Below are 12,710 nucleotides of genomic sequence, written 5' to 3'. Positions count from 1 at the left end.
TTTTTAGTGTTAGATAGCCCCTTGTAGTAACATTACGACTAAACTCTTTCGGATTTTAACTTAGAAAGCATGGACCGTATGGATTTTAATACTGTGTTTTCTTGGGAAGCGGCAATCATTTTTTTTGTTTCCTGCATTTCTCGTATGAGCGTCATCAGCTGTGTATCACGATTCGCTTCTTTTTTGTATACTTGATTGATGACTTTACTCATTTTTTCTTCTTGTTTTGCCTCTCGTTTATACATATGACTTATTAAGCTATTTAGCTTGTCCTCTTGTTTTGCATCACTTTTTTTCATGCGCCCAACTATATCGATAAGAATTTCCTTTTGCTCTGTTTCACTTATATAAACTTGGTGCATTAGATCGTCTAGCTTTTCATCTTTTTGTCTATTTTGGGTAATTAGCGTAGAGTTTTGGTGAATGATCGCTTCATTTAACCCTGCAAGTGTATCAAGCTTATGCATAAATTCTTCAAACTTTTTATTTTGTTCCTGAATGGATAGGGATACATCATGAGTTGAATTCTCATTATCATGCAGGGAGCTGGTAGAAGCATGAATGAGAGCTTCATTTTGTAAGTCCTTTAGAGTTTGAATCACTGCATCATTTACATCTTTATGATGCACGGCAACTTTCTCGTGGATCCCTTTAAGGAGTCGAATGTCGTCAAGCTTATAGCATCTTGCACCAGATGCTTTTCCAATTTCGTAGCCATTTAGTTCTAAAGTTTGACTGTATTTTCGAATTAAGTTTCCAGGAATGCCTGTCTTGCTCGCAACATCTTTTGTTTTATACGTTTCAATCATGCCTGAGTCCTCCCTCTACAGTAATCATATACAACAAATTCCACTTCGTTTCTATTCCTCCTTTGAAAAAGAATGTCGTATTGCCTTAAGTTTTCTACATGACTCGCTTGAATGCGATAGGGAAGAGAGAACAACTGTAGGTTACTGCTAGAATTTGACATGATATAATAAAATTAACTTACTACAGGAGGATTACAGGATGAAGAAATGGACCATCATTCTTGCAATGATCATGATTATACTGCAAGGATGCTCCGCTGCAAATACAAATACAATAGCAAGTGATGCTACACTTGAATTTCCTTCCAACCGCTTTCCAGAAACAGGAGCTCATATTAAAGATGCAATTGCAAATGGTCATTCAAAGGTATGTACGATAGATCGAAACGGTGTAGATGGACGAAGAAAACAATCCCTCGCATCGACGCCTACAAAGAAAAACTTCGATCGTGATGAATGGCCGATGGCAATGTGTAAAGAAGGGGGGAAAGGAGCGGATATCCGTTATATTAAACCGAGTGATAATCGAGGTGCTGGATCATGGATTGGAAAGCAGCTAGATAGTTATCCAAATGGTACTCGAGTAGAATTCATTGTAAAATGAGGAGGATAGAATGCAGACGTTAACCATTTCGTATAATCAATTGTTTGTTGCAAATGAAAAGAGTGAAGTACCAGTTATAGATTGGACGGATGAGGATTTACAAAAAGGGTACATGGTTTTTGATGAAGGGATTGTTTTTGAGGCATTATGTAATACTTCCTGCGAAATTACAGTTTCAATTGGAAATATAGTGCAAAAAGAAGGAGCACTTCGTATTATGTCCGTTCCATTTGATGTAACTGAAACAACTATTATCGTGTATAGTATTTTGTCTGAGAAACTTTGGTTTTCTGTTCCTAAGGGCTCCTATAACTTATCTGTTCAAGTCATACCGTTACAAAAGCCAACCGATGATGAATTATACTCTATTCGTTATGAATGTTATTTTACAGCCATATCATAAGGTTAGTATAAATGAAATAGGAAAGAGGTTAAACTATGATTACTAGTAAGTATTGATGAAGTCATAGTAAAGTGGTGCGCCTCATTGTATACTTACTATAGTAATCATAGTTTTGCTTCTACCTGAAAGTGCTATTAATCTCGAACCCCAAGTGCTATTTTGGCAAGACGTGTCATGCGGTCTGTTGTCCAAGGAGGATTAAACACAATATTAACTGCAACCTCGTGTACTCCTTGTATCGATGAAGCAGCCATTTTTACACTACTTACGATTTCCCCCCCTAACGGGCAGCCTATCGATGTTAACGTCATCGTAATGGTAACATTGTTTTCTGAACTAATATCTACATCATAGACTAATCCTAAATTTATGATATCCATTCCGAGTTCAGGATCTTTCACATGTTCTAACACATCATATATTTCCTGTTCTAAATTATTCATTTTATGAACCACCTCTTAATCATTATTATAAATGTCACATTTTTTAAGTCACGTAATTAAGCTTACATAAGTACTTTACGGATTAGGTGTTTTCTCATGTGTTTATTCTAACGAGTTGAACAGAAATTGACATTGTGGAGGTGCCATTAAAGTGATATTACCAACTAATATGAATTTGTCACCCTTAGATGTCGTTATACGAATTAAAAATTCATTTGAAGAGAATGTATTTTCATCTCATTTATTTTATAATTCTGGTGATCTTATTGAAATCATGATTGATGTTATGAATAATGGTAAGGAAGATATTACTCATCTTTTTATAAGTCACATGCTTCGGGATGCAGTTATGTATATACCAAATACTCTTACAACAGATACGGGCGAGGCAGACATATTATTTCGAATTATACGCTGGAGAATTGTTACGTTAAAATCTGGTGAACTTGCAGCTCTATCATTTCAAGCAAGAGTAAGTAACCAACAAAAAATAGCTATTCCATTCGGAGCTAGCTACACGTATCGAAAACAAAATCAGAACTGCGGAACGTATAAGGCAATAGGGGCAATCTTAGAAAAAAGGAACCAGTAATGGCTCCTTAATGTAAATTGTATTTTTTTAGTAATTCCTTTTGCTCTGCACCTTTTTTCCCTATATAGTTATTTTTATATCCAAAATAGAGAATGAATAAAAACGACACAACATTGGCGATTGCATCAACTTGTTCATTTGTAAATACTGTAATACCAAATGATTGAAGAAGTAGTTTTAGGGCTAGTAAAAATCCTGTAATATAGCGAAGGATATCAGGAAAATTTTGCATGGAATAACTTTCCTCCTTTATGCTTGTTTTATACTATATCATATGCTGTGTTGCCTTAGATGGAACAAGTATGTACAAAAATAATATATACTCTAGCTTATTTGGAAATAGAGAGATACAATAAAAACTGTTGATTTAATGTATCTTTTTTCCAAATGATATTCAAAGTCATTACATGGGTGGTATAATTGTTTAAAAGATTAGCAATGTTCTTATACAAAAATAATGTGAAACACGCTATAATACATGCTAGTCATAATATGTTTAAATATGTATTCTACCTTGGATGTAAGTTGTTTTGTAAAAGGGGGAGGGTATTCATATTGAAATACGGGCAGAAAGGAAATGATAGAGTGATAGACTCTTGGCGGCTCCGCTTTCTAAGAAACGAGTCAGACCCAAAACTATGATAAAAATATGTATTCTATTTGAATTCTAGGAACGACAATAGACTGTAAGGATTGGTGACAGAAAGTGTTAAAATATTCAATGGCTATGGTAGCTGCAGTAGTTCTTATATTATCAGGTTGCATAGGTTCAAAGCCTGAACAAGACCTGTATACCATATTTGAAAAAGCAGCAACACAAGAAAAATCGTTTTCCCAACAAGCATCTACATTTGAATCACTAGGACAAAAAGACAAAGATTTATATGCAAAAATTCTTCAGCAAGGCAAAGATAATAACTCATCTGTACAACCAATAATTACGGAAGCTTTGCAGGTTTTAGACCAGAGAGAAAAAGCATTAGATTCAGAAATGGATGTATTGAAAAACGCACAAAAAGAAATGAAAGATGCAGACTCAAAAGCTAATCAAATTAGCGATACAAAACTAAAGGAACAAGCTAAAAAAGTAGAAAAATTGTATAACGATCGATATAATTCCTTTACGGAAATGTATGATTCATACAAAAAAGCGTTCCAGTCAGAAAAATCGCTCTATAGTATGCTTGAGAACAAAGATGAAAAGTTAAAAGCAATTAGTGATAAAGTGAAAGAAACAAATGGTCTATACAAAGATGCAGAAGTGAAAATTGATCAATTTAATAATCTAACAAATGATTACAATAAAGAAAAAATGGATTTTTATAAGGCTGCAAATCTTAACGTAAAATAGCGTCTTATAAACATACATAAATACTTACAATAAAACAAAAAAAGGTGCCCTACATGAATGCTTGTGGTGGGTCACCTTTTTTTGATTGAATAGAGACTTTGATGTATGAAACCTTGTTAGGATTATGCTTCGTTCACTTTCTCGTATATGCACGCTGGTACCAAGGTTTTGGCTGCAATACTTTTTTTTGTTGTTCATACGCTTCTATGCCTATATATTGCTGCAAAAACTTTTTTGCTAGAGATAGCGACATGTGTGTTTTAGGATTTCGATACGATTGATTGAGTTCGCCAAGATGGGGAAGCTTTTGGAAGTCATCTTTGGAAGGCGGGATGTGAAAATAATAATTTCCAGCTTGCACTAGTACATCGGATTGCTGCTTGCTGAATTTTGGATTTTTTGAGAAATGCAATCCCTCTTTACTTGCTTTTCCCTCTTGAATTAGTTTTTCAATTGCTGTTTTTTTCAGCCAATATAAATATTTTGGATCCGTTGCTGATTTTGCATGGCGATTAACGATGAATATTGCCTGCGAAAGCTGTTCAGCTGATGGAGTGGGTTGGGAGTGAGAAGAATGTGACTTCATACCCTGTCCTCCTTTCTTTTCTACATTATCATGCACGGTCCTGTTTTTGCAAGATTCAATAGAGGACAAATGATTCCTGCATACTTTTTTTGTATAGAAATTTAATACATTAGACACAATGAAACAAAAAACAAAAGATTACATGTAAAGTAATAGTGGAAACCGTTACAAACGTTTTGTACAATATATATAGGCATAACTGTTCCTAATCATTTGAATGTTTCGGAAGTTTATGTATTTCGCAGAAATAGGGTGATGCAATGGGAAATGAACATTACGGAATTATTGACATCGGTTCTAATACAATTCGACTTGTTATATATGAACAACAAAACAGTGGTTTTTCTCGTGAAATTGAAAACACGAAAGTTTCTGCGAGACTTCGTAACTATTTAGTAAAAGGTAGACTAACTGAGGAAGGAATCTCCATTTTACTTCATACTCTTGAGCAATTTCAAGAGAGTATTACATATCATAATTTAAATCATGTGATTTGCGTAGGAACTGCTACTATTCGACAGGCTACTAACCAACAAGAAATTCAACTTCTAGTAAAGGAACGAACTGGAATCGAATTGCGAATTCTTTCCGAATATGAGGAAGCATTTTACGGTTATTTAGCTGTTATGAATTCTACATCATTTGAAGAAGGCATCACGATTGATATTGGTGGTGGGAGCACGGAAATTACTTATTTTTGTAACCGCCAATTGATTGAATATTATAGTTTCCCTTTCGGAGCATTATCTTTAAAACAGCAATTTGTGACTAATGATGTACCGACAAGGGAAGAACGAGAGAAGATGTCTTCATTTATACTTCAACAAATGGAGAAATTGGATTGGCTCTTGGATAAACCAGTACCTATTATTGCAATTGGTGGAAGTGCACGTAATATGGCTCGTGTTCATCAAAATATTATTTCATACCCTATTTCAGGTGTTCATTTATATGAAATGAAGCCGAATGATGTTGAACTCGTTCATCAATTTATGAGTGATATAAGCTTTTCAGAGTTGCAAAAGTTAGAAGGATTAGCAAAGGATCGTGCAGATACAATTCTTCCAGCTATAGAAGTATTTCGATCACTTTTGCGTGTAACGAAGTCACCTTCGTTTATAATTAGTAGAAGAGGACTTAGAGAAGGCATATATTATGAAATAAATGCAAAACGCTATGGCTTCTCCTATTATCCGAATGTAATGGAAGAGAGTTTTCATATTCTTGCGGAAAAATATGAAATGGATTTACATAATGTGATGGATCTAATCAATACGGTTATGAAATTGTGTAATGGATTAGAAAGATGTAAAGTTGTTAGTTTTACAGAGGATGATTTGCTTTCTGTTAGAAGGGCAGCCAAAGTTCACAATATTGGTGTTTATATTGATGATGAGTCTAGCAGTCAACATACATTCTATTTGTTAGCAAATAAAACGATTGATGGAATGATGCATAAAGATAAAGTGAAATTAGCTTTATTAGCATCTTTTAAGAATAAACTATCCTTTAAACAATATATGGAATCGTTTGATTCTTGGTTTTCGAAAGAAGAACAGAGAAAAATTCGTATACTAGGATCACTTTTACAATTGGCAGCCTCTTTAAATGTAACCAATCGATATGTTGTCGACGATTTACACATTGAAATAATTGGTGACGATATACATATTTATATTTCATGCAATCGAAATCCTTTAGCAGAACAAGTACAAGCAGAAAAACAAAAAAAACAAGTAGAGAAGGCGTTGAAACGAAATGTTGAGTTACATTTCCAAATTGCCTCACCACATTTATAAAACAATTTACAACATTTTCACAAAGAGGTATCATTTTCTTTATAAGAGAAAAACAAGAAAAGAATCTCAACAAAGTAAAGAGGGAAGTGCAGCGTTCATGGATACTACAAAAATAAGCATGATTGATTTAAATAATACCGCTTATTATAATAACCGCGAATTAAGTTGGCTTGCGTTCAATGAACGAGTGTTACAAGAAGCTCTTGACGAACGAAATCCTTTATTAGAACGTCTAAAGTTTACTAGTATCTTTAGTTCTAATTTAGATGAATTTTTTATGGTACGTGTAGCGGGATTGAAGGATCAAGTAAAAGTAGGTTTTAACAAGCCTGAAAACAAAGCTGGACTTACGCCAAAACAACAGCTTAGCATGATTGCCAAAAAGACACATACTCTTATAGAGCAACAATATGATACATATCGTAATATATTACTTCCAGAGTTAAAGAGAGAAGACATAGAACCACTATCCTTCAAGGACTTAACCCCTGAGCAGCTGGCATTTATCGAAGAGTATTTTGATGAGCAAATTTTTCCCGTATTAACACCAGTAGCAATAGATGCCTATCGTCCATTTCCTATGCTTTTAAATAAGAGCTTGAACTTGGCAGTTATGCTTTATGATGAAAATCAGCAAGACGAAGAAAACAGAAGAAAACTTGGTATTGTTCAAGTGCCTTCTGTGATTGAACGATTTATTTTTCTTCCTAGTGAAGAAGGTAGAAGATTCATTTTTTTGGAAGATATAATCAGTAATTTTACACATAAATTATTTACAGGATACAGTGTTCTATCTGTCACAAGTTTTCGTATTACCCGCAATGCGGATTTAACGATTCATGAAGAAGGAGCACGAGATCTTCTGAAAGTAATTGAAAAAGAATTAAAAAAACGAAAATGGGGTTCAGCTGTTCGATTAGAAGTAGGAAAGGCTGGATTAGATGAAAAGGTCCTAGCACTCTTACACGAGGTGCTAGAGGTACATGAAAAAGATATTTATTTTATTGATGGTCCATTAGACTTAACATGCATGTTCTCTTTTTATAAAAACGTAGAGCAAACACATGAGCATCTTACATACCCGGCCCTTATTCCTCAACCACCACAAGATCTAGAATCAGACGATGACATTTTCGAAAAGGCACTTGAATCCGATATTTTACTACATCACCCGTATGAATCGTTTCAACCTGTATTAGATTTTGTACAAAGTGCTGCAGATGATCCTGATGTACTTGCCATAAAGCAAACTCTTTACCGAGTAAGTGGAGATTCACCGGTCATACATGCACTTAAGACCGCAGCGGAAAAAGGTAAGCAAGTAACTGTTCTTGTTGAATTAAAAGCAAGATTTGATGAAGCTAACAACGTTCATTGGGCGAAGGAATTAGAACAGGCAGGATGCCATGTAATTTACGGGGTAAGTCATTTAAAAACGCATAGTAAAATAACACTTGTTGTACGTCGGAAAAATGGTGTAATTGAACGTTTTGTTCATCTAGGTACCGGTAATTACAATGATGCAACAGCAAAGTTGTACACAGATTTTGGATTAATTACGACGCGTAAGGAATTTGGTATTGATGCAACTAACTTTTTTAATTATTTAAGCGGATATACGATGAAGCCGCATTTCACTGAATTATCTGTCGCTCCTTTAGATATTCGTCATACATTTTTAGAACGAATTGATGAGGAAATACGCTATCATAAACAGTACGGTAATGGACATATTGTAGCGAAAATGAATTCTTTAACAGACAAGCCTCTTATTCAAAAATTATATGAAGCGTCACAGTCTGGTGTGAAAATTGACTTAATTATTCGAGGTATTTGTTGCTTACGTCCATGTATACCGAATGTCAGTGAAAATATTCGTGTTACTAGTATTGTTGGACGTTATCTAGAACATAGTAGAATTTATTATTTCTATCATAATGGAGATGAAAGATTATACCTTTCTTCTGCAGACTGGATGACTCGTAATATGGAGCGACGTGTTGAGATTGCCTTTCCTATTTTTAATGAGGGGATAAAGACTCGTATTATTCATATTTTGGAATTGGTCCTTTCTGATAACATGAAGACCCGTGAGCAGGATGCAAATGGGGAATACCATTATGTTGTTCGCCATGAAGGGGAACCAGAAATAAATAGTCAATTAGAGCTATTTAATTTAGCATATGCTGGTAATGAAAGTACGGATGAGTAGTACAAAAGAAAGAGGTGGCATCAAACAATTGTTTGGTGCCACCTCTTTTTTTCATATTGTAGCAAAGCGCCTAATACATATATGGTGCATATGGATACGGATACGGATAAGGTGGGCAACAAAATGGTCTACTAAATGCTGCAATTGCTGCCCCGCCTAGCAACCCCCCTGCAATCCCTGCTAAAAAAGGAAACCCGAAGAATGGTAAGAAACGAGTATCTCCTTCAATAGGAACAGGACCGGAACGAAGAAACGGTATTGGCTGCATATATGGATACATATATGGATACATGTGTTAAACCTCCCTAGTTAGACTCGGTGTAGTATATGGGAAGTTGCCCCTGTTAGAGCAAGTACGGAAAGGAAAGATATCAAATTAGGCGCAAGTCTAGTAGAATTAAAGATTTTGTAATTGAAATACAGTAATCTCAGGCTTTGCTAAAAAACGAAATGGAACACGAGTTGTGCCAAGTCCGCGATTCACATAGAGGGTCAATGTATTTCCTCTATTACCCGTAAGTTGATAAAATCCTTCCACATACTGTTTAGCAAGTGGCGGAGTAATGATTGGACCGAGGAAAGGGAGTTGAACTTGTCCGCCATGACTATGGCCGGATAGCTGTAAATCAATAGGGTAGTTTGCTATTGTATTTGCAACATCAGGTTCATGGACAAGAAGAATCGTGAAAATATTTTCTTTGATTTTACGAATTGATTTTTCGATTTTGGGGTGCCCAAGCATCATATCATCGATACCTACAATAGATATTGCACTGTCATCTGTAAGTGTTATCCTTGTTTCCTCATTTTGAAGCACTTGAAATCCTGCATCGTTCATAATTTGAGCGTAAATATCTGTACCGTATCCTCCGTGATCATGGTTTCCATAAATTGCGAATTTACCAAGAGAGGATTTCATCAATTTCAAAATAGGAGCAATATGATCTCTATCTTTATAGCTTTGCTGATCATCAATTAAATCTCCAGTAAACAATATGATGTCCGGAGATTGTTCGTTTACTAGCTGGACAGTTGCTTTCAATTGAGAAAGTGAATAATGATAACCGAGATGACAATCGCTAAATTGTACGATTTTTTTACCTATAAATCCTTTTTTAATAAGGTGTGACGAAATCGTATGCTTCGAAATTGATACAGTTGTAGGCTCTATATAACGTGCATATATGTAGCCAACACCGGTTGTTATTACACTATATAGAAACCATGAAAGTCCTTTTTTTATAAATGTTCTTCTGTTCATATGTATTTTATCCCCAGCTTATCTTATTTTTACTAGTATACTTTACTTTTCATAGAAATATGAAGAAGAGAAGAACTAAAAAGTAAATATATGAAATAATGGGTGATAATGGTAAAATGAATTATCATTCATTTTTAGGGGGTAGAAGGATGAAAGGGAAAGTGGTGATTGTAACTGGTGGATCCAGTGGAATGGGTAAAGCAATGGCTATGCGCTTTGCAAAGGAAGGGGCGCATGTTGTTATCACTGGGAGGACGATTGAAACATTAGAAGAAACAAAAAGAGAAATACATGCAGTGGGAGCCGAGCCGCTTGACATTGTTATGGACGTACGAAATCCAGAAGATGTAGATAGAATGACTAAGCAGACGGTGGATCATTTCGGAACCATTGATTATTTAGTTAATAATGCAGCTGGAAATTTTATTTGTCCTGCTGAGGAATTGTCTGTAAATGGATGGAATACCGTTATTAACATTGTGTTAAATGGTAGTTTTTATTGTAGTCGCTCTGTAGGGAAATATTGGATTGCTAATAGGATTCGAGGAAGTATCGTTAATATGGTCGCAACCTATGCATGGGATGCTGGTCCAGGCGTCATCCATTCTGCTGCAGCGAAGGCTGGTGTTCTTGCCATGACAAAAACACTGGCAGTGGAATGGGGAAGAGCCTATGGTATAAGGGTGAATGCGATTGCCCCAGGCCCTATTGAACGCACAGGCGGAGCCAAGCGTCTATGGGTATCGGAAGAAGCGGCAAAGCGGACAATGAATAGCGTTCCATTAGGGCGTTTAGGAACACCTGAAGAAGTGGCAGGCTTAGCATATTATTTGCTTTCTAATGAATCCGCTTATATTAACGGTACATGTGTTACCATTGATGGCGGACAGCATTTACATCAGTATCCTTTTTAAACGGAACCGATAAAAATAGCAGGGTGCCTCTAATGAGAGAGATTTCATGGCGAGGCATCCTTCTTTAATTGTGTTAGAAAAAAGAGCTTGGTTTATAACCTCTCAAGCATTCTTGTCATTTTATTACATCACTGTTTTGCGATTCTCTTGAAAGACGTACGAGATCTTTATATCCTGCATCTAATGAAATTACACTGCCGATTAAGAACAAAACGGCTGACCCAAGCGTGACAATTCTTCCGATGTATACTTCTTCTGCAATTTCCATAAGTTCATTGTTGTTCATCATGACTCCCCCTTTATTACCAATTCGTATGATATGTATATGATACGTACAAAAAGTGTGTGCGTATCACGTGTTAACATCGTTATTCTGTAATAAGAAGACATAATGCAAGAAAAATTTTTACGAAAGTACACTTTTTTCTCATCATCATGATATAATTTTGCAAATAAAGGGGGAGAGTACTTTGGTGGATGCTTTAGACGTAATTGCAAACATAGAGAAGGTTCTTCCTTATTACCAAGCCATTTTCAGTGCGGATGAGCATACGATTATTGGTTATGAAGTGGTTGGGAGAATGGAGACCGATGACGGTGTGATTAGTCTTGGATCGTTTTTTCAAGATGATACCATACCAGATGAATATCGGTTAGAAGTGGATAATGTAGTATTAGAAAAAGCATTGCAACAATATTTACAATCCGATCAATCCTTCCAATTATTTGTACATCGTAATGCAACACTCCTCATGGATGATGAGGAAGATAGCTTTTTAGAAATTTTACAAACCTATGAAAAGCGTGGAGTTTGCTTGCGAAATATTGTATTAGAAATTACAGAGCATGACTTTAAAGATGATATGAATCAGCTTAATCATCGGCTCGTCTATTATCGTACATATGGTATTCGTATCGCCATAAATAAAATCGGGCTTGGCATGAGTAATTTCGTACGAATTAGTGCTCTAAATCCTGATATTTTAAAAATTGATTTAACAAATCTACGACATAGCGCAAACTTGCAGATGTATCAAGATATATTATATTCTATTTCACTGTTTGCACGTCGTATGGGAGCTACTCTGCTATATGAAGATATTGATGCATTTTATCAATTACAATATGCATGGCGTAACGGAGGGAGATATTATCAGGGAGATTATTTAAAGGAGTTTCTTCCTTATTTTCTACCTGCTGATTTGCTGAAAAAACGTTTTCGCGAAGAGTGTCATGATTTTATATCTCACGAAAAGCGTAAATTAGAACATTTGTATCGATTAGCTGAACAATTAGGAACGAGAATTGATGGAATTTTGGGAAAGTTAAAAAAAACAGAAGATATGGATGTATGGTTTCTAGACCTTGGAAAAGAATTGACAGATTGTTGTTTCCGGCTCTATATCTGTGATGAGGATGGATTTCAACAATCAGGTAACGTGATTAAAGAATACGGGAAATGGAGTATACAGCCTGAGTATAAAATGAAAAATTGGAGCTGGCGCCCTTATTTTTTAGAAAACATAATGAAGATGCGCTTTGAAAAAAAAGGAAGATTGTCCGATTTATATACTGATATTGAAACTGGGCAAATGATTCGAACCTTTAGCTTTCCACTTCAAGATAATCAATATTTGTTTCTTGATTTACCATACGATTATTTATTTGAACAAGATGCCTTATTTTAAAAGATCAGAATGAAAATGGAGCTCCTTATTATTTTTAGTTATTAGACA

The 12,710-nt window shown here is 35.3% G+C and carries 14 protein-coding genes and 1 pseudogene; 8 read left to right on the top strand and 7 right to left on the bottom strand.

Annotation, left to right across the window (positions count from 1 at the left end; translation table 11 throughout):
• Positions 1-38 precede the first annotated feature (38 nt).
• Entirely contained in the window at positions 39-809 is a 771-nt protein-coding gene (locus ACM5BR_RS07540; RefSeq protein WP_416827046.1) for a DUF3967 domain-containing protein, read from the bottom strand.
• 283 nt (positions 810-1,092) lie between these two features.
• Here ACM5BR_RS07540 and ACM5BR_RS07535 point away from each other — a divergent pair.
• Positions 1,093-1,413: pseudogene (locus tag ACM5BR_RS07535) on the top strand (NucA/NucB deoxyribonuclease domain-containing protein); the annotation flags it as partial.
• Positions 1,414-1,423: 10 nt separating this feature from the next.
• On the top strand, positions 1,424-1,816 hold the full coding sequence (gene comJ / locus ACM5BR_RS07530) for a competence protein ComJ (protein WP_416827044.1): 393 nt from the start codon (positions 1,424-1,426) through the stop codon (positions 1,814-1,816).
• Between the two features lie 134 nt (positions 1,817-1,950).
• Here the strand turns inward: comJ and ACM5BR_RS07525 are convergent, their stop codons facing one another.
• On the bottom strand, positions 1,951-2,259 hold the full coding sequence (locus ACM5BR_RS07525; protein WP_416827043.1) for a metal-sulfur cluster assembly factor: 309 nt from the start codon (positions 2,257-2,259) through the stop codon (positions 1,951-1,953).
• Positions 2,260-2,410: 151 nt separating this feature from the next.
• On the opposite strand from ACM5BR_RS07525, the gene ACM5BR_RS07520 reads away from it, so the two are divergent.
• Positions 2,411-2,851, top strand: coding sequence for a hypothetical protein (locus tag ACM5BR_RS07520; protein WP_416827042.1), 441 nt, complete (start codon positions 2,411-2,413; stop codon positions 2,849-2,851).
• A gap of 7 nt (positions 2,852-2,858) precedes the next feature.
• Here ACM5BR_RS07520 and ACM5BR_RS07515 read toward each other — a convergent pair whose 3' ends face one another.
• Entirely contained in the window at positions 2,859-3,083 is a 225-nt protein-coding gene (locus ACM5BR_RS07515) for a phage holin (protein WP_416827040.1), read from the bottom strand.
• Positions 3,084-3,557: 474 nt separating this feature from the next.
• On the opposite strand from ACM5BR_RS07515, the gene ACM5BR_RS07510 reads away from it, so the two are divergent.
• Entirely contained in the window at positions 3,558-4,202 is a 645-nt protein-coding gene (locus ACM5BR_RS07510) for a YkyA family protein (protein WP_416827039.1), read from the top strand.
• Between the two features lie 133 nt (positions 4,203-4,335).
• Here ACM5BR_RS07510 and ACM5BR_RS07505 read toward each other — a convergent pair whose 3' ends face one another.
• Positions 4,336-4,788 (bottom strand): YkyB family protein, encoded by a 453-nt coding sequence (locus tag ACM5BR_RS07505; protein WP_416827038.1) that lies wholly within the window; start codon positions 4,786-4,788, stop codon positions 4,336-4,338.
• Positions 4,789-5,048: 260 nt separating this feature from the next.
• Here ACM5BR_RS07505 and ACM5BR_RS07500 point away from each other — a divergent pair, with 260 nt between their 5' ends.
• Positions 5,049-6,587: a Ppx/GppA phosphatase family protein gene (locus ACM5BR_RS07500; RefSeq protein ID WP_416827037.1), complete on the top strand. Its 1,539-nt coding sequence runs from the start codon at positions 5,049-5,051 to the stop codon at positions 6,585-6,587.
• Between the two features lie 97 nt (positions 6,588-6,684).
• Entirely contained in the window at positions 6,685-8,799 is a 2,115-nt protein-coding gene (locus tag ACM5BR_RS07495; RefSeq protein WP_416827036.1) for an RNA degradosome polyphosphate kinase, read from the top strand.
• Between the two features lie 70 nt (positions 8,800-8,869).
• Here ACM5BR_RS07495 and ACM5BR_RS07490 read toward each other — a convergent pair whose 3' ends face one another.
• Together ACM5BR_RS07490 and ACM5BR_RS07485 are read right to left on the bottom strand one after the other, a co-directional pair.
• Positions 8,870-9,079, bottom strand: a complete 210-nt coding sequence (locus ACM5BR_RS07490; protein WP_416827866.1) for a hypothetical protein — start codon at positions 9,077-9,079, stop codon at positions 8,870-8,872.
• Positions 9,080-9,196: 117 nt separating this feature from the next.
• Positions 9,197-10,060: a metallophosphoesterase gene (locus ACM5BR_RS07485; protein ID WP_416827035.1), complete on the bottom strand. Its 864-nt coding sequence runs from the start codon at positions 10,058-10,060 to the stop codon at positions 9,197-9,199.
• 149 nt (positions 10,061-10,209) lie between these two features.
• Between ACM5BR_RS07485 and fadH the strand changes: the two genes are divergently transcribed.
• Entirely contained in the window at positions 10,210-10,974 is a 765-nt protein-coding gene (fadH, locus tag ACM5BR_RS07480; RefSeq protein WP_416827034.1) for a 2,4-dienoyl-CoA reductase, read from the top strand.
• Positions 10,975-11,089: 115 nt separating this feature from the next.
• Here the strand turns inward: fadH and ACM5BR_RS07475 are convergent, their stop codons facing one another.
• Positions 11,090-11,260, bottom strand: a complete 171-nt coding sequence (locus tag ACM5BR_RS07475; RefSeq protein ID WP_416827033.1) for a hypothetical protein — start codon at positions 11,258-11,260, stop codon at positions 11,090-11,092.
• 184 nt (positions 11,261-11,444) lie between these two features.
• On the opposite strand from ACM5BR_RS07475, the gene ACM5BR_RS07470 reads away from it, so the two are divergent.
• Positions 11,445-12,662, top strand: a complete 1,218-nt coding sequence (locus ACM5BR_RS07470) for an EAL domain-containing protein (protein WP_416827031.1) — start codon at positions 11,445-11,447, stop codon at positions 12,660-12,662.
• The last annotated feature ends 48 nt before the right edge of the window (positions 12,663-12,710 follow it).

It is taken from the genome of Ectobacillus polymachus, from assembly GCF_048159605.1.
GTDB classification, from domain to species: Bacteria; Bacillota; Bacilli; order Bacillales; family Bacillaceae_G; genus Ectobacillus; species Ectobacillus polymachus.
The sequence above is the reverse complement of the archived record's forward strand: the minus strand, read 5'-3'. Positions and strand labels throughout refer to the sequence as shown.

Excerpts from the sequence above, each read along its gene's own strand:
- ACM5BR_RS07540 (WP_416827046.1), bottom strand. The coding sequence starts at position 809 with ATGATTGAAACGTATAAAACAAAAGATGTTGCGAGCAAGACAGGCATT.
- comJ (WP_416827044.1), top strand. The coding sequence starts at position 1,424 with ATGCAGACGTTAACCATTTCGTATAATCAATTGTTTGTTGCAAATGAA.
- ACM5BR_RS07525 (WP_416827043.1), bottom strand. The coding sequence starts at position 2,259 with ATGAATAATTTAGAACAGGAAATATATGATGTGTTAGAACATGTGAAA.
- ACM5BR_RS07515 (WP_416827040.1), bottom strand. The coding sequence starts at position 3,083 with ATGCAAAATTTTCCTGATATCCTTCGCTATATTACAGGATTTTTACTA.
- ACM5BR_RS07505 (WP_416827038.1), bottom strand. The coding sequence starts at position 4,788 with ATGAAGTCACATTCTTCTCACTCCCAACCCACTCCATCAGCTGAACAG.
- ACM5BR_RS07500 (WP_416827037.1), top strand. The coding sequence starts at position 5,049 with ATGGGAAATGAACATTACGGAATTATTGACATCGGTTCTAATACAATT.
- ACM5BR_RS07495 (WP_416827036.1), top strand. The coding sequence starts at position 6,685 with ATGGATACTACAAAAATAAGCATGATTGATTTAAATAATACCGCTTAT.
- ACM5BR_RS07490 (WP_416827866.1), bottom strand. The coding sequence starts at position 9,079 with ATGTATCCATATATGCAGCCAATACCGTTTCTTCGTTCCGGTCCTGTT.
- ACM5BR_RS07485 (WP_416827035.1), bottom strand. The coding sequence starts at position 10,060 with ATGAACAGAAGAACATTTATAAAAAAAGGACTTTCATGGTTTCTATAT.
- fadH (WP_416827034.1), top strand. The coding sequence starts at position 10,210 with ATGAAAGGGAAAGTGGTGATTGTAACTGGTGGATCCAGTGGAATGGGT.
- ACM5BR_RS07475 (WP_416827033.1), bottom strand. The coding sequence starts at position 11,260 with ATGAACAACAATGAACTTATGGAAATTGCAGAAGAAGTATACATCGGA.